Genomic DNA, 21,281 nt, shown 5'->3' with positions numbered 1-21,281 from the left:
CTCACCTCTCGCTCATTCTATCTCAACTGGGGAGATAGCCAACACGTTATCTCCTCTGATAACGATCTTACCATAATTTTTCTTTGGCTCGCCATCCTCAATAAGCTGAGCATTCGCCAAGACGACATTTAAGTGGATGTCATAACCAATGAGCTTTCCTCTATATTCAGCACCTCTCTTGAGGATTACCAAAACTTCCTTGTCGAGTGACTTGTGTATAACATCAAGTGGTCTTTCCGCCATCTTTCTTCCCTCCCAAATAATCAAAGATAGAGTTCACATTGATAACGGGAAGCTTGCTTTATAACTCTTTCTCTTCTCAAGCACAATCCTAATTAAGGTATGTGGTGAAAGAAATTGGGAGGTGAAAATGTGGGCTTAATTGATGTATCCAGAATCGTCATGAGAGATGTTTTAGCTGTAAACGAGGGAGAAGAGGTATTAATAATAACCAACCCAGGAGAGGTTTTTGAGATCTCCTTAAGTCTGTTTAATGCTGCAAAAGAATTTAAAGCAAACCCCACAATCCTCATCCAAGAGCCAAAAGATTCTCTAGAGTACGCTGAAAGAACTGTCATCGAAGCAATAAAATCAGAACCTGATGTTATACTCTCAATTAGTGAAAAGAAACTTGGAAAGGACGCCTATGGTCTTAACATTGGATACGTTGGAAGAGATAATAGAAAATACACGCACATATTCGAAAAGCTCTTAAAAGGGGATAGAAAGATCAGATCTTTCTGGAGCCCGGGCATAACAAAAGAGATGTATCTTCGCAGTGTTCCTATAGACTATGCAGTGCTTAGGGAAGAAGCTAGGATTCTTGCAGAAATTTTAACTAAGGGAAAAGAAGTCCACATAACAACGGAAAAGGGAACTGATCTATGGATAAACGTAGAAGGAAGAAAACCATTAAAAGATGATGGGGACTTTAGAAAGGCCGGAAAAGGAGGGAATCTTCCAGCAGGAGAGGTTTTCATTTCACCAGCAGTTGGAAAGAGCGAGGGCGTAATAGTGTTTGATGGAACTCTTGGCCTGGGAGGGAGGAGTATTATCCCAAAAGCCCCTGTTAGAGTATATGTTAAAAATGGTTTTGTAGTGAGAATCGAAGGTGGGGACGAAGCTAAAAAACTTGAAGACGCAATAAAAAATGCAGAAAAGATGGCCCTTGAAATGAGAAAGGAGGAATATGCTAAAAATTCGTGGCATCTTGGAGAACTTGGCATAGGATTGAACCCACGGGCTCAGATGTCAGGTAAACTATTAGAGGACGAAAAGATAAGAAAAACAATCCATATAGCAATAGGGGCAAACTATGATAATGATGCTCCCGCTTTAAACCACTATGATTGTTTGGTATGGAATCCCACCGTAGAAGTGGATGGAGAGAAAATTATGGATAAAGGTAACTTTACGATATTCTGAGGTGGTAATATGGAGATAGGAGTTGTAGGAAAACCAAATGTTGGAAAGTCAACTTTCTTTGCCGCAGCTACCCTTGCAGATGTGCAAATAGCTAACTACCCATTTACAACTATTGGGGCAAATATCGGAGTAAGCCATGCAACAGCTGAACATCCTTGTAAAGGACTTGGGTGCATACCAAATCCGCAGAATTATGATTACAGAAATGGAGTAGCACTAATCCCAATAAAAATGATAGATGTGGCTGGGCTTGTTCCAGGAGCTCATGAGGGACGAGGTCTTGGGAATAAGTTCCTAGACGATTTAAGAATGGCTGCTGCTTTAATTCACGTTATAGACGCAACTGGAAAAACAGACGTTGAAGGACAAACTACTGATTATCATGATCCTGTGGAAGATATAGAATTTCTAGAAAAAGAGATAGACTATTGGATATATGGAATCCTCAAGAAAAATTGGGATAAATTTGCGAAGAGAATAAAAATGCAGGGTTTAAAACTATCAAGAGCAATTGCAGAGCAATTAACTGGGATAGGAGTTAGTGAGGAAGATGTACTTGAAACCCTTCACAAAGTAGGACTGAACGATGACCCCACTGTTTGGAAAGAGGAGGATCTCTTTAATTTCGTGAAAGAACTCAGAAAAATAAACAAACCTATGATAATAGCTGCTAATAAAGCCGATGCAGCAAGTGATGACGAAATAAAACGGCTTATAGAAGAGGGAAAAAAGAGAGGATACATAGTAGTCCCAACTTCTGCAGTTGCAGAACTTACTTTAAGAAAAGCAGCGAAAGCAGGATACATTGAATACATCCCCGGCGATAATGATTTTACTGTACTAAAATCCCTCAACGAAAAACAAAAACACGGATTAGAACTCATCAGAGAAAGAGTGTTAGAAAGGTTTGGGTCTACCGGAATTCAGGAAGTCATAAATAGGGCTGTTTTTGAACTCCTTCAACTAGTCCCAGTGTACCCTGTCGAAGATGAACATAAGTTTACAGATCAATTCGGAAATGTTTTACCCCATGTGTTTCTGATGAAAAAAGGATCTACTCCAAGAGACCTAGCTTATAAAGTGCACACTGACCTAGGAAAAAGCTTCTTGTACGCCGTAAATGCAAAAACCCACAGAAGAGTGGGTGAAGATCATGAGCTTCAATTTAACGACATAATAAAGATCGTTGCTACCGCAAGGTAGCCTCTCTTTTTTCTCTCATAAGTTCTTGATAAAGCCTTGATTCAACATCTGAATCTTTTAGCCCAAGTTTTTGAGCAATTTCCCATATTTTTCCTTTAGCTTCTTCCACATCCTCCCCTATGACCTCTATGTCCAAAAAGTCCCCAAGATTTTCGACTTTATTAAGTTCAAAAGTCACCTCGTTGAGCTTATAGACAAGTCTATGCTTCTTAACCCACACATCTTCTCCAAAGCCAAGTCGAGTTAAGATTTCCTTCATTTTTTCAAAGTCTTCGATTTTGACCTCTATCTCCTCGAACTCTTCATTTTTCTCGTCTTGAATCTCTTTATAGCCTAAAATTACTTCTCCTAGATTAATTACATGTCTAATTCGAAGAAGTCTTGGAAGAGGAACAGAGAAATATAAATCTTCTTGCACTTCTTCCCTAATAAGCCTCGCTCCAAGATTTTCTATCTTCTTTCTAATCTCATTGAAGTCTACTCTAAATTTAATTTCAATTTCCATCTCAGATCCCTATTAAAAGCCCCTTAATTTCCTCTCCTTTTTTGAAGTCTTCAACATGATAAACTAAAACCTCTTTTACACTAGGTATGCTTTTAATATTTTCTTCAATGAACTTTGTAAGTTCCTCCCTATCTTCAGCACCAATTAGTGCAATTATCCGCTCATCTTTAGTCTTTCCAACTAACAGAATATGAGGTAGCATTGCTAAATTCCGTGAAACATATTCAAGATACTTGCTTAGGAAATCTTCAATAACAGGTTTTTCTAACTCTAAAATTACAAAAGCTATTTCTTTTGGCCTAGCACTCTCACCTAAGACTATAGTATACCTCTCTATGATCCCTCTTTCAATAAGTTTCTTTATCCTGAAATGGATGGTAGATTCAGGCTTACCAAGTCGTTCACCAATTTCGGAGATTGTTATACGGGCGTCTTCTTTTAGAAGCTTCAAAATTTCTCTATCCAAGTCATCAAGATATACCACATTATTCCCCCCATCTTTTGTATAAATTATGAGAGACTCCAAGAATGTCTAAAATTTTTCCAATTATAAAATTAACTATATCGTTTAAATTTTGGGGGTGATGATAAAAGCCTGGAGATGCTGGCATAATAACTCCTCCAGCTTGGGTAACTTTCAACATATTTTCTAGGTGAATTAGGTTCAAAGGAGTCTCTCTAACCAAAAGAATTAGTTTTCTACGTTCCTTTAGAGCCACATCAGCTGCTCTTGTGATAAGGTTATCAGCAAACCCGTTTGCTATTGCACTCAATGTTTTCATTGAACATGGAGCAATTACAAGAGCATCAAATTTATAAGACCCTGAAGCTATGGGCGCAAACAAATCACGCTCATGAAAATCAGGCTCAAAATCAACATCCAACTCATGTTTTATAACTTTTAAACCAGTATCTGATGCAATCGAGATGACATCATGACCTAAGTCCCTTAAAACTTCTGTCAAACGGACTCCATAAATTACACCACTTGCACCAGTAATTGCAATTACCACTCTCATAATTCACACCTCTCAACCTAAATAGAAATCCGGACTCAGTGTTTAAAACACTTGTTAACCTTCAAGGCGCTACTTACTTATTTAAAAAATATTTATAAATACCCACTACTTATAACTTAAATTAGGGAAGAAGATGAAAGAGGGTGAACATGCTAGAATATTACTCAAAAAAGCTATAGAAATCACAAATGCTCTAGATGCTAAGGCATTAGTTATAATTGGGATTCCTTCTCAATACCGACCAAAAATGAAAATTCCAATTCTTATAATTGGAAAAGAGTCCGATAAAGAAGCTTCTAACTTTCAACATCTTCCCCTGCCTTTATCTCTCGGATCAAAAAACCTTGTGAATCTAGCTTCAAGCTTTATGATAGCCAATGGAATAATCCAAGAAGGCGAACTCTTTGTCTATGTCACACCCTCAACTGTCGGAATTCAAAAAGCTGAAAAGACTGTTGAAGTACGAGATGAGTTTTTCTCACAGATAGAGCATATTTTCCAAGAAGTTCTTGAACTAGCAATAGAATTAAGTCTAGAAGGCCGAGAAGGAAAACCTGTTGGAACTATATTTGTAATAGGGGATACCCGAAACGTTATCCGCCACTCTCATCAGATGGTTCCTAACCCATTCAAGGGATACAAAATAAATATCCTAGATCGGAATACGAGGGAGATAATAAAGGAATTCGCATTCTTAGACGGAGCATTTATCATAAACAAGTCGGGCAGAGTATTATGTGCAGGTAGGTATCTTGATATTGACTTTAAGAAAATAAATGTTCACGTCCCTTCAGGACTGGGAGGGAGACATTTAGCAGCTGCGGGAATTTCCAAACTAACAAAAGCTATTGTAATAACTGTATCAGAGAGTGGAATTGTTAGAGTGTTTAAAAACGGAAAAATTATCTTTGAATACAATCCAAGATTGCATTAAACTTAGTTATATTTATCCTAACGCTGACATCCTTCCACATTAAAGAGCGAGGCGCTCAGAAGAAAAATGTAAAATTTTAAAAAAGATAAAGCTCAGAAGAGCCACTGGTTCTCAATACACTCATCACATGGTGGCTTCTCTGTTGCTATTGCTTTAAATTTCGTATAAATACACTCGGGTAACCCTAAAGGACATCTCTCTGGTGTAAGTTCAGGCCTAACTTTTGTTGGGTCTAACTTTATCCTTAAGTAAGCTTCATATTCTTCCACTTTCTTCCAAGGCAATACCTTAGCGCCATATATGACAAGATTATCATATATCCTAGCGTAATCTCCAATCACAGCATTCTCTTTCAAGATAACGTTTCTTCCAACCACAACTCCTTCTCCGAGTATTGAGTCTTTTAGTTCGCTTCTCTCTTTTATTATGTCATATCCTAGAAGAATCGATCTCTTAATGTAAGCTCTATCCTCTATAATTGTGTTTGGTCCAATGTAGGTATATGCTTTAATCTTGACTCCATGGCCTATTTTTACGCCACTATCTATGTAAACCGGCCCTTGTATCTCCACATCCTCAGGAACCTCGGCATCCTCTTTAACTGTATAATATCCATTATTCTTTGCAATTTCATCAAGTATCAGTTGATGAGCATAGAAGAAATCCTCTGGAGTTCCTAGATCCACCCAATAAGTCTCCCTTGGCATCATGTAACCATACACTAATCCCTGAGCAACGAATCGGGGGAGGATTTCTCTCTCAAAATAGACCTCTTTTCCTTTGGGTATCTCTTTGAGAACTTCTTTACTTACCATGTAAATTCCAGCATCTACAAGGTTGCTCTTTGGTTTTAGTGGCTTCTCTTCAAAATCAACGATCCTCCCTTCTTCATCCGTGACTACAACACCATATTTCTCAGGATCATAAACCTTTGTAAGGGCTACTGTTATAATACCTTCCCTCTCTTTGTGAGCCTTTATAAGTGCCTCAAAGTTGAAGTTGGTAAACACATCACCATAGATAACCAGGAATTCGTCGTCTACAACATCTTCAACGTTTTTGAGTGCCCCACCTGTTTCTAGAGGCATTGGATCGTTAACAAAGCGGATGTCTTTTGGGTAATCACTCATTTTATCTTCAATGAACTCTCTAATCTCACCCCTCATATAGTGGACTGAAAGGATAATCTCGTCAATTTCGGGTATTTTTTCCAGGTTCTCAAGAATGTATTGCAAATTTGGCCTACCAAGAACTGGAATCATGGGTTTAGGTCTGGTTGAGGAGAGTGGCCTTAATCTTGTTCCAAAACCACCAGCAAGAATAACTGCCTTCATATCATCACCAATAATACATCGGGATGGGGGCTTAAATATTTTACCTCGTGAAAGCCTCGGCCTTTGGGGCGGGGATGCGGGAATTCTAAAGCAAGCTTTTGAGCTGGAAAGCGTTACTTTTTTAAAGTCTAAGAATCATACTATTAACAATGATAAAACGAACAGTAACACTAAAACTCCAACCCTCAAAAGCCCAAGAAAGAGTACTCCTCGAGTTAGCCAGCATTAGCACAAAAGTTTGGAATGAAGTGAATTATCTTCGCAGGCAACAATTCTTTAACCACGAAATTGTGGATTTTAACAAGACTGAAAAAATCGTTTACGAAAAATACAAGCGTGAAATTGGATCAGCAACAGTCCAACAAGTTTGCAGGAAGAATGCTGAAGCCTGGCGGGACTTCTTCTCGCAAATCAGAATGAAGAAGAGTAAAGAACTTCCCAAGTGGTTAAAACCAAACCCACCAGGCTATAAAAGGAAGGGAAAACCACTCATAATTCTTAGGAACACTCAATATAAAATTGAGGGGAATAAATTAACCCTTCAAGGTCTTGGAAAATTTAAACGATTGGAAGTTCAATTCAAGGGTAGGATTCACTTGAAGGGCAAGCAAGGGAGGTTAGAATTAATTTACAATCCTGTGAAGCGGAAGTGGTATGCTCACGTCACAATTTCAAAAGTTGAGGAAAGATTGGATGGAAATGGCTGGATTAAACTCCCGAGAAAACCGTTAAGCAACTTAACTGCTGGCATTGACTTGGGAGTGAACAACTTAATGGCGGTCTATGTCGAGAATGGTGAAAGTTTTCTCATGAATGGGAGGCCACTAAAAAGCATTGCTTTCTACTGGCAGAAGAGGATTGCAGAGTACCAGTCAAAACTCAACAAATCGGGAGCAAAGAAGAGCAGAAAACTCAAGAGAATGCATGAGAAGGCCAAATTACAGGCAAAACACTACATTAACACTGTAGTAAGGCAAATTGTTGAGAAACTTTACCAATTAGGCGTTAGCAGAATAATCGTGGGTTATCCAAAAGGCATTGCAAGGAATTCTGAGAAGGGTAAAAAGCAGAATTTCATTCTTTCCCACGTGTGGCGGTTCAATACTGTTATTAAACGCTTGAGTGAAGTTGCTGAAGAGTTTGGTATTCAAGTCCTGCTTGTTGATGAGGCTTTTACTTCAAAGCTTTGTCCCTTCTGCGGGAAGCCCCATGAAGGGGCTAGGTTTGTTCGTGGTTTGTTTAAGTGTCCCGTGGAAGGGCTTGTAATGAATGCTGATTTGGTTGGTGCTTTCAATATTTTAAAGAAGGTTGCTGAAAAGATAACCCCGAGCCTGCCGGGTTTAACGGCGGGTAAGGGTAATTGGGGGAAGGCCCTCCCGGAGGGGTTGAAAAGCCCCATTAAGGTGGGCTTTAATGAAACCCCTCAAACCTCCCCGTCAATAGCGAGGGGTTGATTGTTAGAACCCTCGCCCTTCACGACGGGAAGGAGGTCAGGTGTATTAAATATGCCTCTAGTGGACACATTTCCAATAAATGTCTATTTTTCGTCATCCCTCTTAACTTCATAGATATTCCCTTTAAACACAACACAACTACCAGGACATATTTTCTTCAATGGGCAAGTATTACATGAAGGGTTTATCTTAATCTTCTCAACATACCCTAAACTCTCGAGGACCCTTATTATACCCTCTACTTCCTCAATACTTAAGTTTAACCGCTGGGCTATTTCCCCAGTTGTTCTAGTTCCCTCTTTTATTAAAGCCAATACTTCATCTAACTTCCCCATATCAATCACCTAAAATAAATCAAAAGCCAAGAAGACGGCCCAAATTGTAAACCAAGATCCCTATGAGACTGGCCAGTACTAGATTGTATACTGTAGCAACCAATGCCCATTTGTTTCCTCCCTCTGCTCTTATTGCTCCAATAGTAGCTATGCATGGAATATATAGGGTAGTTACCAGAGCAAGAACAAAAGCCTGTAATGAAGTCATTGCAGTTCGCATTAGTGTTATTAAAACCTCTTCACTCTCCCCTATCCCGTATATAATTCCATAAGTTGCAATAACGTTTTCCTTTGCAATTATGCCAAAAATCAAACTTACTGCTGCTTTCCAGTCGAGTCCCATCAATCTTGTAAACGGCTCAAAGAACATTCCAAGCTTTTCTGCATAGCTCAGGCCGCTCCCTATAGATTGTGGATAACTACTCAAGTACCATATTGCTATTGAACCAAAAAGTATCACTGTGCCTGCCTTTCTGAGAAATTCTTTGCTTCTTTCCCAAGAGTGAACTATAGCGATCTTCCATGAAGGTAGAGAGTACTCAGGAAGCTCTATTACAAATGGACTCTCCTCTCCCTTGACAACAAACTTCCCAAGTAACAAACCTGAGAGGAGAGCAAGAAAGAGTGAAATTGCATATATCCCTACAGCAATAAGGGCCTTGTGTTCAGTGAAAAACGCGCCCGCTAAAAATGTTATCACAACCATTCTTGCACTGCATGGTACAAGAGGATTTACAAGCATGGTAAGTATTCTATCCCTCTCGTCCTCCAGAGTCCTTGTAGCCATTATTGCTGGGACATTACAACCAAACGCAAGTACCATTGGAATAAAACTCTTTCCGGGAAGTCCAAATCTTCGCATAATTCTTTCCATAACAGTGGCTGCTCTTGCCATGTATCCACTATCTTCAAGAACTGACATTGCAACAAAGAGTAAGAAGACTAAGGGGAAAAAGCTTAGTACCGAACCAACTCCACCTATGATTCCATCAGCGACCAGTCCTCTAATCGTCTCATTCCCTATATGAGAGGCTACAAATTCACCAAAAGACACAAAAGTATTGTCTAAAAATTCCTGTAGTGGAGTCCCAATCGTGAATACAAACTTAAATAAAACATAAAACACAGCAAGAAGGCCCAAAATCCCATAAACGGGGTGTGTAAGAATCCTATCCACGTGATCACTGAAAGTATCTTTAATTTCTCCAAATTGAAGAACAAACTGGTGCATTAGCTTATCAATAAATTCATACTTTTGATTTGCAATAACTATATCCAAAGAACGTTTGTAATGAACCTCCAGCTCACTTATATGCGTAAGTATTTCATCCATTTTTCCGGGCCCTAGATATTTCAACACTAGCTTTATTACTTCCTGATCCCTCGTGAGAAGTTTTATAGAAAGCCATCTAAGATTATACATCTGCGCCAGAGGTGTTTCCTTTAAAATCGCTGATATATGCTCTATTTCCTTTTCTATAGGGTCTTCATAAATTGGAGTGATTGGATTTGTAGTGATCTTTCCTCTTGTCATCAGATATACTACATTCTTTAACTCTTCCAATCCCATTCCTTCTTTAGCATTAGTGGGAACCACTGGTACTCCCAGCACTTTCTCCATTTTTCTCACATCAAAGCTTATTCCCCTCTTTTTTGCAGTATCTATCTTGTTAAGAGCAATTACTATGTTTTTTACCCCCATTTCAAATATCTCCATTGTTAAAAAGAGATTTCTCATAAGACAGGAAGCATCAACAATATCTATCACAACATCAGCATTTCCACTAAGTAGAAAATTCCTTGCAATGAGCTCGTCGATAGAATTAGCAGTGAGAGAATAAGTCCCAGGCAAATCCACAACTAAAAATTCCTTATTATGATACTTCATTATTCCTTCCTTTTTCTCAACAGTTACACCAGGCCAGTTTCCTACATGCTGTCTCAACCCAGTTAATCTATTGAATATTGTGGTTTTTCCTACATTTGGATTACCTGATAATGCTACAACTTTCAAACCTCGTTTTTTCTCCTTGGGAATCTCTTTAACATCACAACAGGAAGCCACTAGAATCCCCTCCTTACAATAATTCTCTCTGCAATTCCACTTCCTATAGCAAGACGTGTATTCCCAATACCTACTATGTATGGTCCAGGATTTCCAGATTTTATAACTACTATTTTAGTTCCTGGAGCAATTCCCATCCCCAAAAGTCGTTGTCTAGCCCTATGTCCTCCTTGTACATCGACCACAACCCCATGTTCTCCTTCCCGCATCTGAGCTAATCGTACATACATGAGCATCACCGTTAGGTAAGCCTAATTCCATTTATAGAGTGGATAGAGTCCCTTAAAAAGATTTGGTAAGTCTAATATCCTCAGAGAGTTTTAATATCAAACAAAACGGTTCATTTCTAATATCAGCTGAGTGCTCTTATCAGCTATAAAAATGCAAACTATTTTAAAGATAAACATACAATAAATTAATGACAAAAATATAATGGAGGACCCAAAATGGATGAAGAAAAGAAAACATCTCTTGGACTTGAAGAAAATATAGAAGGAGCATTAGCTTATCTGTTAGGTTGGTTAACAGGGATACTCTTCCTGTTGCTTGAAAAAGACAGCGATTTTGTAAGATTCCACGCAATGCAGTCAACGATAACCTTCTTGGGAATTATGATAGTAAGTTTCATATTAGGATTCATACCATTCCTTGGATGGATTCTTGGAATGCTCCTTGGACTTGTTGGATTTATTCTATGGATAGTCGGAATGGTAAAAGCATACCAAGGGGAATACTATAAATTCCCAATAGTGGGAGAAATAGCAGAAAAACAATTAGGAAAAATTAATATTTAGATCCCTTTTCTTTCCTTTTGTTCCTTCCACTCTTCTAATAGGGTTGAAAGAAGGCCCAATACTACGGGTCCGATTATAATTCCTTTTATTCCAAAAGCCATTATACCCCCAAAAATCCCAATTAGCACTATTGCAGAGTTCATTTTTGCACCTTCTGCAACGAGCTTGGGCCTAACTGTAATATCGGGTACAGGAGATATAAGAAGGGCCCCATAAATCCCAAACATGATTCCCGCAAAGATTTCTCCTCGGGTAAGAAGATATATTGCTCCTGCTAGCCATACTAACCACCCGCCAATTACTGGAAGGAGTTCAAGGACAATACAAAGAATCCCTGCCGCTATTGATCCACTCAAATCTGCTATTCCAAACACATAAAATCCTAAAGTTAGTATAAAGCCTTTAAAGATACTCAGCATGAGCCATGTTCTCAAAATAGCATTCAGAGTATCTCTAGCCTTGTTAATTAGTTCGATTCCAAGATCTCTTCTTTCTTCTGGTAAAAGACGGTAAACTTCGTTTAAAAGAACATGAGAGTGTGTCAATATACCATAAAACACAACGATAAAGATAACAGCTTGAAGAAGGAGCTTAGGTATTGAAAGGGTGTAACTAAGAAGATATTCACTTAACTTTGCAGAAACTCTTTCAAGCAAAATAGCTGTTGACTGCCGTATATCAAGAGGAAGGTCTAAACTCACAAACCATTCAAATGCTTCATTTATGTACAATATAAGAGAGCTTGTGACATCTCTAAACCACAAAGCTATTCCAAAAATAAAACCAAGGAGAAGCAAACTCATGAATACTGAAAGTGCAATAGCAGAGTTTTTTGCCCCAATTTTCTGGGTAAGCTTTGTATGTGCAGGATGAAGAATATATGCAACAGTCAAAGCAAAAATTATCGGTGTAATAAGCGGCTCAACAGTCTTCCAAACCATGAAAAGAATTATCAACGAGACAACAATCCAAATAACATGTTCAGTTTCCATATTATCATCTCCTTAAGTATTTAAGGAGTAGATCCTTCACCTGAGGTTTGTTAAATACAAATAGTATCTTTCTTGCTTCATCGAACAAGAAGTTCCTTCCAATAACTAATAAACCCTCTTTAAGTTTATAGATCTCTGCATTCTTAATATCAATCGAATGTTTAATCTCATCTGGGAGTTCCATTCCATCTAGTGAGCTATTAACTCTGTCAACTAAGGATCGGGTGATAAATTTTGGTTTTCCTAAGTGGTATTCTTCCCCCACTACCTCCTCTGCATCCATATAAACTCCCCAGAAGTCCTTGGCACATTCAAATGGATAAACATATTCAGGCCCATAAATTGGCTGATAGAGATCATATATAATGGCAAGTAATGTTCTCCTACCATCCCCTCCATAATATTCAACTCGTAAGTTGAATTTCCCATCTTCGAATCCATTTTCAAATACTTCAAGGTGCTCCTCGCATTTCATATTTTCACCTCCTGATGTATGAGACCACATAATTTGAGGGCATATAAAGCGAGGAGCTCTCATAAATCCCAAAATCTATTTTCTGAGTATCATAAAGCACAACGTTGGCACTTTTTATTCCTAACATATTTTCTAGTACCGTTATTGCATAATCCAAGTCTCCTGTCTCATCTACCAAGGTTCCCTTAACTTCACTTGCAAACCACACTCTCCCATCGCCATACTGTCTTGTCGTATTCATGTCAAGCTTTCTTCCCTCACTTACTACCTGAAGGAAGTATTCAAAATAAGTATTAATTTCATTTTTTATCATCTCTCGCTCTTCATCTGTTAGGTCTCTCCATTCAGCACCCATATCTTTATATTTCCCAGTTTTAAAGACATTTACTTTTATTCCATTTTGAGCATAGTTTTGTTCCAGGTTATAGTGGACGTAGATAACTCCTATACTCCCTACCTCAGCGAGAGGATCTGCAATTATCTTATCCGCAGCACAAGCCAGGAAATATCCTCCAGAAGCCGCTAATCCTCCTGTATACACTACTATGGGTTTCTCGTAGGATAGTTTTCTTAATTCTTTGTAAATTGTTATTACCGGCCCTACATACCCTCCCGGGCTTTCAATCCATAGGATCACACCAACAACATTGTCGTCCTTCCGTATTTGCCTTATTTTGGAGATTGTTGTAACAGCCGTGCTCTCATCAATAGGACCAACAACTGGAAGAATGGCTATTGTGGCATTTGATTTCTCAGTCTTATTAGCTCTCAATTGGCTTTTTATGTACTCAAGTTCCCTCTGAAGTTCATCTATTTTTGCTTGAAGGGCCAAAGTAGCATTGCTTTCGATTTCCCTCACAGTTTCATTATATATTACAGTGATATTAGCTCGTTCTTGGATAGCTCTCTGAAGTTCATTATTGTTAATATAAAGGAGAACATTTCCAACTGCTGCTAAGGCTAAGAGTAGCATAAGAATGAAGCTAAGATATTTCCATACCTCTCTCTCCATTAGAATCACCTAAAATGAAATAACTTTGGAAACTTTTAAATTTGGTGTTCCCATAATCTTTAACAAAAGCATGAAAAGGTGTAAAACATGGAGATAGGAGTAAGTATTTATCCACACTTTGTAAACAAAGGAAAAGCCCTCCCGTCTGTTTTGGCGGATCTAAAAATTAAAGATTATGATTTTGTTCAAATATTTCCACATGCTCTTGGCCTCATTAAGAACGGCCAGGTAGTAGAGAAAAATCTTCGCTCAGTGGAGAATGCATTAAAGGGAGTTGGAGTAAACTACACTATCAGAATGCCTCTTTCAGTGAACCTCAGAGACAGTGTATACTACACCCGACACTTCAAAGTAGCTAGAGCTGTGATTGACGTAGCAATAAAACTTGGTGCAAAGATAGTTGTCATGCAAAGCGGACGTACTGGAAGATTAGACTTAGAGATAGAAGCTCTCCAACAACTTGCAGATATGGCAGAGAGTTTTGGAATTAAAATAGCTCTTGAAAATACATATAGTGTTAAAGACACCCTATATGTCGTTGAAAGTGTTAACAAGGAGAATGTAGGATTTGCCCTTGATCTCGGCCATGCATTCCTCAGCGCTCAGGGAGATGAAAATAGATTCTTAGAAGACGTAAAACTTGGAACAGAAAAAACGATAATACTCATGATCCACGATAACTTTGGAAAACTCTCTCCACAAGTAGAACCGGAGGACACTTTAGCCTATGGAGTGGGTGACCTCCATCTAATGCCAGGAGAAGGGAAAATACCCTTTGGAAAAACCCTTAAGCTATTTGGAGACGTACCACTTTTGCTTAAAATAAAAGACCCAGACACCTTTGCAACACTTCCGACAAAGAAGGGCTTAATAGAGCTACTAACAAGTATCTAAAGTTCCAATCTCTCTTTTATAATCTTCAAGAGCTCTCCAAAAGCATTTCCGATTACTTCTTTTTTTCTTGAGGGATGTGTAACCTCAGGAGAGAGATTTTCCCATAGTATCTTTACAGCTTCTTCTATACTTATTATTTTTTCAAGCCATGCGTAAGCAATGATGGCCTCGGCTATATCACCTTTTCCATGCTTATCTGTTCTTGGCGGAACATGATGAAGAAGACCAGATTTTTCAAGAGCTATTGTCAAAGAAGCATTAGGAACTCTACCAGCACTCGGATGATCAAGATACTCACTAAGTGCCAAAGAGAAGATAAAATTAATAAGAGAATCCCCAAACTTAGAGAGATTCTTATCCGTAAAATCTTTAGAATATCTCATTATTCTAACCCCTTCCGAGTAAAAGGTAAAAAGAAACTCACTCTTTTGTAGTCTTTTCCCAAACTTCAAGAACATCCTTAGCCTTGTCGAATATCTTCTGAGCTGCATCTTCCAAAGCTTTCTCTGGGGTTATTTTGCCATCAGTGACTATTCTAAACTTTGGTTTTCTTGCCATTAGCACAGGATGCTCTATAGTATATGCGGCAAATGTGACATGCTTGTTCTCGTGGAGCACCTCATTTAGCAAGTTGGCAAAGGTATGATCCTCTCCTATCAAGTAAAACTCAAGCAAATTCTCGTCACGCTTTATAAGTTCAATTTTCATTTTCCTCACCTCTCAATTTTTTAAGCATGATTTCCATCGCCTGCTCCTTATTCTTCACAAGTTCGTATTTAAACTTATCTTCCTTATATTCCGCAACTCCAAAATCAACAGCGAACTCCAAAACATCCTGAGGGTCAATATCAAAAGTTGCTGCTAGTGGAATAACAACCTCCCTTATCTGCCTAGTAGTTTGAAGAGAGATATCACTCAGTATTCCTCCAAGTTTTTTAACTAATTCTACAATCTCTTCCCATGGTAGGGAGCTTATGAGCTTATCCTCCTTGAGTTCACTATACTCCCCCAGAAGTTCAAGAGTTTTTATCAATATTGGAATTGATATGGTCACCCCTGCCTCTCTAAAAATATCATCTACATCATATTGATAAAACCCCTTTTTATTAGGATAGAGGCGAGAACGGACTTTATAATGTATTTCTCTAACTTTTTGCATGGCCTCTCTTATTTCGTCTTTCGTACCCTGAATATTGATCTTGAGAGAGTTCAATTTGCCATGAACATAAATAAAAGCAGGCAATTCGAGCTTTTGAAGCTCTTTCATTAACTCTTCCTTTTCTATATCATCTTTAACATGAATGACTATAACCTTCTTTGCCCTCATAGCTTACACCTTACTCCAACTTCAGTTTTCTATAATACGCAGATAACTTTCTAGCTTCAGTTCTCCCACATTTAGGACACACCAACACATTACCTCTTCTTACTAAAGGTATTCTACATGAAGAACATAATGCGTAAATCACACCTAAATCCAACTCTTTTGTTGTAAGCTGTATCGGGCTTTTTTCATTGGTTAAAACCTTTGCTCTAACTATATCACCGATTTTGAACTCATTATTCATGGATTCCACATATCCCTCCCTAACTTGAGAAATATGGATACCAGCCAACTTTGAAGTTGCTATCTCTCTATAACCCTTTCTCCCTTCAATTTTAAGCAGCTGGACTATCGCAGCCTGTGGCTTTACTTCAATCACTCTTGCTATGACAGTGTCACCCACCTGCGGAAGTGGCGGAGTGTCAGTGATAGGGTCTACTGAAATCTCAATTTTTTCGAGATCAATTTTAACTCTACCGGCTCTGGCAGCATAAAGCTCGCCATTTTCCTCGATTATCCCCTCGCCTGGGAGAAATTCCTCAATAACCCCAAGATAATCCCCAGGAAGAACTATATCCCCATTTTTTATTATCTTCTTTTTTCCTTCATCCATCTACCCACCACCACTAGACTTAGCCCTTCCGAACTTTTAAGTTTATGGATAGGGAAAGCCTATAAAAAGGTTGATGGCAACTTTTATGTAGTTTTGCCAATAGAAATGAGGTGGTGATATAAATGAGAATGCTCCTAATACACAGTGACTATCTTGAATATGAGGTAAAAGGTAAAGCACTCAAAAAACCTGAAGAAATAAAGGAAGATCAAAAAATAGGAAAACTAGACGAAGTTCTCGCAGTATTCATGAGTGTTGAAAAAGTTGACGAACAGAATCCTGATGAAGTCGTGGATAAGGCTATAAAAGAGATAGAGGATGTTGCTTCTCAAGTAAAAACAAAGAATATTTTTGTTTATCCATTTGCCCATTTAAGCAGTGAACTCGGTTCACCTGAGATTGCTCTAAAAATTCTCAAAAAGATAGAAGAAAAGCTTAAAGAGAAGGAGTACAACGTTAAGCGAGCTCCATTCGGATATTACAAAGCATTTAAACTAAGTTGTAAAGGCCATCCCTTAGCAGAACTCTCAAGAACAATAGTGCCCGGAGAGGCTAAAAAAGAGGAAGAAGTCCCAGAGGCATTAAAGAAAGAAGAAGAACTTGTAAGTTACTGGTACATCCTAACACCCGAGGGAGAGCTCATAGAAGTAGATAAATTCGACTTTTCTGGTCATGAGAACCTTAGGAAGTTCGCCAATTATGAGATAAGCAAAAGCAGGGTTGTTACGGAGGAACCACCTCACGTAAAGATAATGCTCGAGCAAGAGCTTGTTGATTATGAAGAGGGAAGTGACCCTGGAAACCTTCGCTATTATCCTAAGGGAAGACTAATCAAGTCTCTTCTCGAGAATTACGTAACTGAGAAAGTCATAGAATATGGCGCAATGGAAGTGGAGACCCCAATCATGTATGACTTCGAACACCCAGCACTTGAGAAATACCTAAATCGTTTCCCTGCAAGACAATATGTTGTGAAAAGTGGAGATAAGAAGTTCTTCCTTAGATTCGCCGCCTGTTTTGGCCAGTTCCTCATAAAGAAGGACGCCACAATAAGCTACCGCCACCTGCCTCTGAAGATGTATGAATTAACCAGGTATTCATTTAGAAGAGAAAAGAGAGGAGAATTAAGCGGACTCAGGAGATTAAGAGCCTTTACAATGCCTGATATGCACACAGTGGCTAAAGACTTACAGCAGGCCATGGAAGAATTCAAAAAACAATACAAGCTAAGTATGGAAGTTCTCAAAGGTGTGGGGCTAGCTCCTGAGGATTATGAAGTAGCAATCAGATTCACAGAAGATTTCTGGAATGAGAATAAAGAATTCATAGTAGAACTTGCAAAAATAATTGACAAACCAGTGCTAATAGAGATGTGGAAACAGAGATTCTTCTACTTCATCTTAAAGTTTGAGTTCAACTTCGTTGACAACCTTGACAAGGCAGCTGCTCTAAGTACAGTACAGATAGATGTAGAAAACGCTCAAAGGTTTGGAATAAGCTACTACAACGAGGATGGGCAGGAAGAATACCCACTACTCCTCCACTGCTCGCCAAGTGGTGCAATAGAAAGGGTAATGTATGCGATACTCGAAAAACAGGCAAAACTCATGAAGCAAGGCAAAAAGCCAATGTATCCCTTATGGCTCAGTCCAATCCAGGTGAGAGTAATTCCAATTAGTGATAAATATCTCGATTATGCCCTCTACGTAGCTGGAAAACTCGAAGGTGCAAAGATAAGAGCTGATGTAGACGACAGAAATGAAAGACTTAACAAAAAGATCAGAGAAGCTGAGAAAGAGTGGATTCCATACATAATTGTAGTAGGAGAAAACGAAAAAAGAATGGGCATTATCACAGTTAGAAAGAGGACGGATAACAAACAATATGAAATGCACATCGAGGACCTCATAAAGGAGATAAGACAGAAAACAGAAGGCTTCCCCTACAAACCGAGACCATTACCATTGTTGGTTAGCATGAGACCAAAATTTAGGGGATGAAATTTTTCTTTCTTCCCTTAAAATTTTTAAGAAAAAAGAGCTGTCATTTTCCAGATTTTTGTTCCCCAATCATGTCTCTAATGAACGCCTGAGCTTCTGGAGCAAATTTGTTCTGTGGAACCTCTTCCCCAAATTTATTGAAAACTCCACCTTCAATAAAGTTCAATTCAAAAACTTCATATTTTTCATTATCTTTTTCGGCAACATTAATTCCATGTTTAGCCATGTGCTCTGGTAAGCTTTCTATATCTACGAATTTCCCACATTTTTCGCACTTGTAAAACTGCCAGAAAACATAATCTTGACCGTTCATCATGTTGCTCTTGAGATGCCTCACTAATGGTCCTCCAAGATATTCGTAAAGGTCCTCTTGGACGAGTTTTCCATCTCTCTCAATAACCCTAAATCCTCCCCAGATTATATGGTCATTTATATCCATGAGTGTAGCTTTTAAGAATCTCTCTGACAATATAAACGTCCCATTTTTGATATAAAATGTATTAGCATCTGGAAGAACTGCAATATCAATTCCAGGTCCATCTTTTTGTTCACTCAGTTTTTCTGCTTCTTCTTTACTCTCTACTACTCTTATCCTTATAGGAAATTCGCTTTTCCTATGATATCCTATAATTTTGTCCTTATGAATATCCCAATGATAATCGTCTAACATTCTTATTTTTGCATAAACTCTTTTAACGTTCCCATTTAGCTCACTATATTTCATCCCCACCACCGATAGAAGCTCGACTTTAGGATTAATAAGTCTTCTCGGAAAAATTTAAAAAGGGTTGGAAATGCGAAAAAATCTTTTAAAGTTTAGAGAAGAGAAAAAGATGGAGTGATACAATGCTCCCTGAAGAAGTAGAAGAAATCATAAGAAGAATGGAAGAAGAACGAATTCAAGGAGCTTCTTATCTTGCAGAGATGGGTGCTAAGGCATATATAAAGCTCGCTGAGATATTTGAAGGAGATACACTTTTAGAAGGAATAAAAGAGTTAGGAACAGAGGTCATTAACGTAAATCCCACAATGGCATCGCTTTATAACCTCGTGAGATTTATCCCCCTTACAAAAAACCCGGAGTTTGTAAAAGCAAAAGCAGAGGAATTCATAAGATTAAACAAAGAGGCAAAGTTAGAAATCGGTAATATTGGAAGTGAAATAATAGATCAAAATGAAATCATAATTACTCATTCCTACTCTTCAGCTGTTCTTGAAATACTAAAAAGAGCCAAAGAGAAAGGAAAAACCTTTAAAGTCATATTAACAGAGAGTGGGCCTGATTATGAAGGTTTAGCTTTAGCAAAAAGACTCGATGAACTCAAGATATCTTTTGAAGTTATAACTGATTCACAGATGGGTCTTTTTGCAAAAAAAGCCACTCTAGCATTAGTTGGAGCAGACAACATAACAAGAGATGGTTATGTATTTAACAAAGCTGGGACATACTTACTCGCATTATCATGTTATGATAACGGTGTGCCCTTTTATGTTGCTGCTGAAAGTTTCAAAATACATCCAGAAGCAAAAGTAGATGACGTAAAAATCGTTGAAAGAAAATTCAAAAGAGACCATACAATCATAAGAAACTATCTCTTTGATGCAACTCCTTGGAAGTATATCAGAGGAATAATAACCGAACTCGGAGTGCTGGTTCCACCAAAGGAAATTTAAGGCTAAAGAGCAGCATTAATTAGAGCCCTCATGTGAATCTCGGCGGTATCAAGAACCTCGATTCTTACATCCCCTTGCTTTATCACTAATGGAAGCTCTGTACATCCTAGGATAACTCCATCTACATCTTGCTCCTGTATATATCGTTCTAGAGGTTAATTAACCATGGCTTGCTTTTGATGTTCTCAAACATGAGTTCCTCAAAAATTATTCTGTTAATCTCTTCTATTTCCTCTTCATTGGGTACGATTACTCGAAATCCTTTTTCCTTAAGTGCTTGCTTCTGACCTCCTCCCCGTCTTGAAGAGCGAGGCTTTCAAAAGGTAATAATAGAGAGTCGATTCAGGGTTTGTTCTACCAATTATACCTATTCCTTTCATAAGATCACCAAGAAAACAGAAAAAAGGAGTTTAAGAAGATTTTTCTGAGAAATTTTTCAATCTGACCTTAAATGTACATCCAGCTGTGGGAATGGAATCTCAATACATTCCCTCTTATATGCTTCATAAATGGCCTTGGTTAATTCTCCCTTTACTGTCCAGTAATCTCCAGTTTTTGCCCACGGCCTAAGCTGAAGGTTTATAGATGAATCTGCAAGGCCGGTAATTGCTACGTTTGGTGCCGGATCTACTAGAACGAGTGGATGATCTTGCATAAGGTTCATTGCGATTTTTATAGCCTTGTCGAGATCCGCTTCATAAGCAACGCCAACGTCAACATTTACTCTCCTAATTGGCATCCTTGTGTAATTGACTATCGGGCTTCCCCAGACAAGCTTGTTTGGGAGTGTTATTACAACATTATCTGCTGTAAGGAGCCCAGTTGCCATTATTCCGATACCTTCAACTTTTCCAGTATATCCTGCAATTGTAACCACTTCTCCCATATCAAAGGGCCTAAAGGCAGCTAACCAAATACCAGCAGCTATATTTGTGAGTGTATCTTGCATACCAAAACCCAAGACTAAACCTATTACTGCTGAGAGTCCTAAAACCACAGAACCGGTATGGACCCCTAATGCTCTAATAGCTAAGAGAAAGATTACTACATAGAAGAGCGCGCTCAAAAATCGTCCAAGAAACTCCACTACAAGCTCTGGAAGCTTTGTCTTTTTGAGACTCTTTTTAAAGGTTCCAACTATTACCTTCGCCACGATCCACCCGATGATCAAGATTGCAAGAGCCATTACTATCTGGATTGGGGTTATATTTACATATGGCAAGGGTTCA

The 21,281-nt window shown here is 38.5% G+C and carries 25 protein-coding genes and 1 pseudogene; 8 read left to right on the top strand and 18 right to left on the bottom strand.

Annotated features, from left to right (window positions below):
• Positions 1 to 12: 12 nt before the first annotated feature.
• Complete coding sequence (locus tag K1720_RS05720) at positions 13 to 243, bottom strand: LSm family protein (RefSeq protein ID WP_055282118.1); 231 nt, start codon at positions 241 to 243, stop codon at positions 13 to 15.
• A 129-nt stretch (positions 244 to 372) separates the two neighbouring features.
• On the opposite strand from K1720_RS05720, the gene K1720_RS05715 reads away from it, so the two are divergent.
• Positions 373 to 1,425 carry an aminopeptidase gene (locus tag K1720_RS05715; protein WP_251947406.1) on the top strand — a complete coding sequence of 351 codons (1,053 nt, stop codon included), beginning with the start codon at positions 373 to 375 and terminating at the stop codon, positions 1,423 to 1,425.
• 9 nt (positions 1,426 to 1,434) lie between these two features.
• Positions 1,435 to 2,628, top strand: a complete 1,194-nt coding sequence (locus K1720_RS05710; protein WP_251947404.1) for a redox-regulated ATPase YchF — start codon at positions 1,435 to 1,437, stop codon at positions 2,626 to 2,628.
• Here the strand turns inward: K1720_RS05710 and cyaB are convergent.
• From cyaB to K1720_RS05695, 3 genes are read right to left on the bottom strand one after another with little or no spacing between them, the layout of a single operon-like run.
• A complete protein-coding gene (gene cyaB, locus K1720_RS05705; RefSeq protein ID WP_251947401.1) occupies positions 2,615 to 3,133 on the bottom strand; it encodes a class IV adenylate cyclase in 519 nt (172 codons plus the stop codon). The genes K1720_RS05710 and cyaB overlap by 14 nt on opposite strands.
• Before the next feature lies 1 nt (position 3,134).
• Positions 3,135 to 3,617 carry an Lrp/AsnC family transcriptional regulator gene (locus tag K1720_RS05700; protein WP_251947398.1) on the bottom strand — a complete coding sequence of 161 codons (483 nt, stop codon included), beginning with the start codon at positions 3,615 to 3,617 and terminating at the stop codon, positions 3,135 to 3,137.
• 1 nt (position 3,618) lies between these two features.
• Positions 3,619 to 4,152 carry a UbiX family flavin prenyltransferase gene (locus K1720_RS05695; protein ID WP_251947395.1) on the bottom strand — a complete coding sequence of 178 codons (534 nt, stop codon included), beginning with the start codon at positions 4,150 to 4,152 and terminating at the stop codon, positions 3,619 to 3,621.
• Positions 4,153 to 4,285: 133 nt separating this feature from the next.
• Here K1720_RS05695 and K1720_RS05690 point away from each other — a divergent pair, with 133 nt between their 5' ends.
• On the top strand, positions 4,286 to 5,086 hold the full coding sequence (locus tag K1720_RS05690) for a DNA integrity scanning protein DisA nucleotide-binding domain protein (protein WP_251947392.1): 801 nt from the start codon (positions 4,286 to 4,288) through the stop codon (positions 5,084 to 5,086).
• 92 nt (positions 5,087 to 5,178) lie between these two features.
• Here K1720_RS05690 and K1720_RS05685 read toward each other — a convergent pair whose 3' ends face one another.
• On the bottom strand, positions 5,179 to 6,420 hold the full coding sequence (locus tag K1720_RS05685; RefSeq protein ID WP_251947389.1) for a nucleotidyltransferase family protein: 1,242 nt from the start codon (positions 6,418 to 6,420) through the stop codon (positions 5,179 to 5,181).
• Positions 6,421 to 6,572: 152 nt separating this feature from the next.
• On the opposite strand from K1720_RS05685, the gene K1720_RS05680 reads away from it, so the two are divergent.
• Positions 6,573 to 7,874: an RNA-guided endonuclease InsQ/TnpB family protein gene (locus K1720_RS05680; RefSeq protein WP_251950576.1), complete on the top strand. Its 1,302-nt coding sequence runs from the start codon at positions 6,573 to 6,575 to the stop codon at positions 7,872 to 7,874.
• Positions 7,875 to 7,957: 83 nt separating this feature from the next.
• Here the strand turns inward: K1720_RS05680 and K1720_RS05675 are convergent, their stop codons facing one another.
• From K1720_RS05675 to K1720_RS05665, 3 genes are read right to left on the bottom strand one after another with little or no spacing between them, the layout of a single operon-like run.
• Positions 7,958 to 8,209, bottom strand: a complete 252-nt coding sequence (locus K1720_RS05675) for a helix-turn-helix domain-containing protein (protein WP_251947386.1) — start codon at positions 8,207 to 8,209, stop codon at positions 7,958 to 7,960.
• A gap of 19 nt (positions 8,210 to 8,228) precedes the next feature.
• Positions 8,229 to 10,274: a ferrous iron transport protein B gene (gene feoB / locus K1720_RS05670; protein ID WP_251947383.1), complete on the bottom strand. Its 2,046-nt coding sequence runs from the start codon at positions 10,272 to 10,274 to the stop codon at positions 8,229 to 8,231.
• Positions 10,274 to 10,504 carry a FeoA family protein gene (locus tag K1720_RS05665; protein WP_055282135.1) on the bottom strand — a complete coding sequence of 77 codons (231 nt, stop codon included), beginning with the start codon at positions 10,502 to 10,504 and terminating at the stop codon, positions 10,274 to 10,276. The genes feoB and K1720_RS05665 overlap by 1 nt, the downstream gene beginning before the upstream one ends.
• A 216-nt stretch (positions 10,505 to 10,720) precedes the next feature.
• Between K1720_RS05665 and K1720_RS05660 the strand changes: the two genes are divergently transcribed.
• Positions 10,721 to 11,068 (top strand): DUF4870 domain-containing protein, encoded by a 348-nt coding sequence (locus tag K1720_RS05660; protein WP_251947380.1) that lies wholly within the window; start codon positions 10,721 to 10,723, stop codon positions 11,066 to 11,068.
• Here the strand turns inward: K1720_RS05660 and K1720_RS05655 are convergent.
• The 3 genes from K1720_RS05655 to sppA are packed head-to-tail and all read right to left on the bottom strand — an operon-like array spanning position 11,065 to position 13,547.
• The gene (locus K1720_RS05655; RefSeq protein ID WP_251947377.1) at positions 11,065 to 12,060 is read right to left on the bottom strand and encodes an AI-2E family transporter; all 996 of its coding nucleotides are present in this window, start codon (positions 12,058 to 12,060) and stop codon (positions 11,065 to 11,067) included. The genes K1720_RS05660 and K1720_RS05655 overlap by 4 nt on opposite strands.
• Before the next feature lie 4 nt (positions 12,061 to 12,064).
• Entirely contained in the window at positions 12,065 to 12,535 is a 471-nt protein-coding gene (locus tag K1720_RS05650) for a PH1570 family protein (protein WP_251947374.1), read from the bottom strand.
• A gap of 4 nt (positions 12,536 to 12,539) precedes the next feature.
• A complete protein-coding gene (gene sppA / locus K1720_RS05645; protein WP_251947372.1) occupies positions 12,540 to 13,547 on the bottom strand; it encodes a signal peptide peptidase SppA in 1,008 nt (335 codons plus the stop codon).
• Positions 13,548 to 13,634: 87 nt separating this feature from the next.
• On the opposite strand from sppA, the gene K1720_RS05640 reads away from it, so the two are divergent.
• Positions 13,635 to 14,441 carry a sugar phosphate isomerase/epimerase family protein gene (locus tag K1720_RS05640; protein WP_251947369.1) on the top strand — a complete coding sequence of 269 codons (807 nt, stop codon included), beginning with the start codon at positions 13,635 to 13,637 and terminating at the stop codon, positions 14,439 to 14,441.
• On the opposite strand, the gene K1720_RS05635 is transcribed toward K1720_RS05640, so the two are convergent.
• From K1720_RS05635 to K1720_RS05620, 4 genes are read right to left on the bottom strand one after another with little or no spacing between them, the layout of a single operon-like run.
• Complete coding sequence (locus tag K1720_RS05635) at positions 14,438 to 14,824, bottom strand: ribonuclease III family protein (protein ID WP_251947367.1); 387 nt, start codon at positions 14,822 to 14,824, stop codon at positions 14,438 to 14,440. The two genes, K1720_RS05640 and K1720_RS05635, sit on opposite strands and share 4 nt — an antisense overlap.
• 37 nt (positions 14,825 to 14,861) lie before the next feature.
• On the bottom strand, positions 14,862 to 15,149 hold the full coding sequence (locus K1720_RS05630; protein WP_055282148.1) for a DNA-directed RNA polymerase subunit L: 288 nt from the start codon (positions 15,147 to 15,149) through the stop codon (positions 14,862 to 14,864).
• Entirely contained in the window at positions 15,139 to 15,768 is a 630-nt protein-coding gene (locus tag K1720_RS05625) for a DUF2067 family protein (RefSeq protein WP_251947364.1), read from the bottom strand. The genes K1720_RS05630 and K1720_RS05625 overlap by 11 nt, the downstream gene beginning before the upstream one ends.
• Positions 15,769 to 15,778: 10 nt before the next feature.
• Positions 15,779 to 16,378 carry an exosome complex RNA-binding protein Csl4 gene (locus tag K1720_RS05620; RefSeq protein WP_251947362.1) on the bottom strand — a complete coding sequence of 200 codons (600 nt, stop codon included), beginning with the start codon at positions 16,376 to 16,378 and terminating at the stop codon, positions 15,779 to 15,781.
• Between the two features lie 122 nt (positions 16,379 to 16,500).
• Between K1720_RS05620 and K1720_RS05615 the strand changes: the two genes are divergently transcribed.
• Positions 16,501 to 18,378, top strand: a complete 1,878-nt coding sequence (locus K1720_RS05615) for a threonine--tRNA ligase (RefSeq protein WP_251947359.1) — start codon at positions 16,501 to 16,503, stop codon at positions 18,376 to 18,378.
• Between the two features lie 43 nt (positions 18,379 to 18,421).
• Here K1720_RS05615 and K1720_RS05610 read toward each other — a convergent pair whose 3' ends face one another.
• Positions 18,422 to 19,102, bottom strand: a complete 681-nt coding sequence (locus tag K1720_RS05610) for a TBP-interacting protein (protein WP_251950574.1) — start codon at positions 19,100 to 19,102, stop codon at positions 18,422 to 18,424.
• Between the two features lie 122 nt (positions 19,103 to 19,224).
• Here K1720_RS05610 and K1720_RS05605 point away from each other — a divergent pair, with 122 nt between their 5' ends.
• Positions 19,225 to 20,052 carry a translation initiation factor eIF-2B alpha/beta/delta subunit family protein gene (locus tag K1720_RS05605; protein ID WP_251947356.1) on the top strand — a complete coding sequence of 276 codons (828 nt, stop codon included), beginning with the start codon at positions 19,225 to 19,227 and terminating at the stop codon, positions 20,050 to 20,052.
• Positions 20,053 to 20,054: 2 nt separating this feature from the next.
• On the opposite strand, the pseudogene K1720_RS05600 reads toward K1720_RS05605, so the two are convergent.
• Positions 20,055 to 20,335, bottom strand: a pseudogene (locus K1720_RS05600) (aspartate/glutamate racemase family protein); the annotation flags it as partial.
• A 153-nt stretch (positions 20,336 to 20,488) separates the two neighbouring features.
• Positions 20,489 to 21,238 carry a mechanosensitive ion channel family protein gene (locus tag K1720_RS05595; protein ID WP_423837325.1) on the bottom strand — a complete coding sequence of 250 codons (750 nt, stop codon included), beginning with the start codon at positions 21,236 to 21,238 and terminating at the stop codon, positions 20,489 to 20,491.
• Between the last annotated feature and the right edge of the window lie 43 nt (positions 21,239 to 21,281).

The organism is Thermococcus argininiproducens, assembly GCF_023746595.1.
Taxonomy (GTDB): Archaea; Methanobacteriota_B; Thermococci; order Thermococcales; family Thermococcaceae; genus Thermococcus_A; species Thermococcus_A argininiproducens.
This window is presented reverse-complemented; position numbering and strand designations above follow the sequence as displayed.

What these genes read in the sequence shown, in the direction of transcription:
- sppA (WP_251947372.1), bottom strand. Translation starts at nt 13,547, where the DNA reads ATGGAGAGAGAGGTATGGAAATATCTTAGCTTCATTCTTATGCTACTC.
- K1720_RS05675 (WP_251947386.1), bottom strand. Translation starts at nt 8,209, where the DNA reads ATGGGGAAGTTAGATGAAGTATTGGCTTTAATAAAAGAGGGAACTAGA.
- K1720_RS05615 (WP_251947359.1), top strand. Translation starts at nt 16,501, where the DNA reads ATGAGAATGCTCCTAATACACAGTGACTATCTTGAATATGAGGTAAAA.
- K1720_RS05655 (WP_251947377.1), bottom strand. Translation starts at nt 12,060, where the DNA reads ATGGAAACTGAACATGTTATTTGGATTGTTGTCTCGTTGATAATTCTT.
- K1720_RS05635 (WP_251947367.1), bottom strand. Translation starts at nt 14,824, where the DNA reads ATGAGATATTCTAAAGATTTTACGGATAAGAATCTCTCTAAGTTTGGG.
- K1720_RS05630 (WP_055282148.1), bottom strand. Translation starts at nt 15,149, where the DNA reads ATGAAAATTGAACTTATAAAGCGTGACGAGAATTTGCTTGAGTTTTAC.
- K1720_RS05695 (WP_251947395.1), bottom strand. Translation starts at nt 4,152, where the DNA reads ATGAGAGTGGTAATTGCAATTACTGGTGCAAGTGGTGTAATTTATGGA.
- K1720_RS05650 (WP_251947374.1), bottom strand. Translation starts at nt 12,535, where the DNA reads ATGAAATGCGAGGAGCACCTTGAAGTATTTGAAAATGGATTCGAAGAT.
- K1720_RS05720 (WP_055282118.1), bottom strand. Translation starts at nt 243, where the DNA reads ATGGCGGAAAGACCACTTGATGTTATACACAAGTCACTCGACAAGGAA.
- K1720_RS05640 (WP_251947369.1), top strand. Translation starts at nt 13,635, where the DNA reads ATGGAGATAGGAGTAAGTATTTATCCACACTTTGTAAACAAAGGAAAA.
- cyaB (WP_251947401.1), bottom strand. Translation starts at nt 3,133, where the DNA reads ATGGAAATTGAAATTAAATTTAGAGTAGACTTCAATGAGATTAGAAAG.
- K1720_RS05620 (WP_251947362.1), bottom strand. Translation starts at nt 16,378, where the DNA reads ATGGATGAAGGAAAAAAGAAGATAATAAAAAATGGGGATATAGTTCTT.
- K1720_RS05685 (WP_251947389.1), bottom strand. Translation starts at nt 6,420, where the DNA reads ATGAAGGCAGTTATTCTTGCTGGTGGTTTTGGAACAAGATTAAGGCCA.
- K1720_RS05610 (WP_251950574.1), bottom strand. Translation starts at nt 19,102, where the DNA reads ATGAAATATAGTGAGCTAAATGGGAACGTTAAAAGAGTTTATGCAAAA.
- K1720_RS05605 (WP_251947356.1), top strand. Translation starts at nt 19,225, where the DNA reads ATGCTCCCTGAAGAAGTAGAAGAAATCATAAGAAGAATGGAAGAAGAA.
- K1720_RS05710 (WP_251947404.1), top strand. Translation starts at nt 1,435, where the DNA reads ATGGAGATAGGAGTTGTAGGAAAACCAAATGTTGGAAAGTCAACTTTC.
- K1720_RS05660 (WP_251947380.1), top strand. Translation starts at nt 10,721, where the DNA reads ATGGATGAAGAAAAGAAAACATCTCTTGGACTTGAAGAAAATATAGAA.
- K1720_RS05690 (WP_251947392.1), top strand. Translation starts at nt 4,286, where the DNA reads ATGAAAGAGGGTGAACATGCTAGAATATTACTCAAAAAAGCTATAGAA.
- K1720_RS05625 (WP_251947364.1), bottom strand. Translation starts at nt 15,768, where the DNA reads ATGAGGGCAAAGAAGGTTATAGTCATTCATGTTAAAGATGATATAGAA.
- K1720_RS05595 (WP_423837325.1), bottom strand. Translation starts at nt 21,238, where the DNA reads ATGGCTCTTGCAATCTTGATCATCGGGTGGATCGTGGCGAAGGTAATA.
- K1720_RS05665 (WP_055282135.1), bottom strand. Translation starts at nt 10,504, where the DNA reads ATGTATGTACGATTAGCTCAGATGCGGGAAGGAGAACATGGGGTTGTG.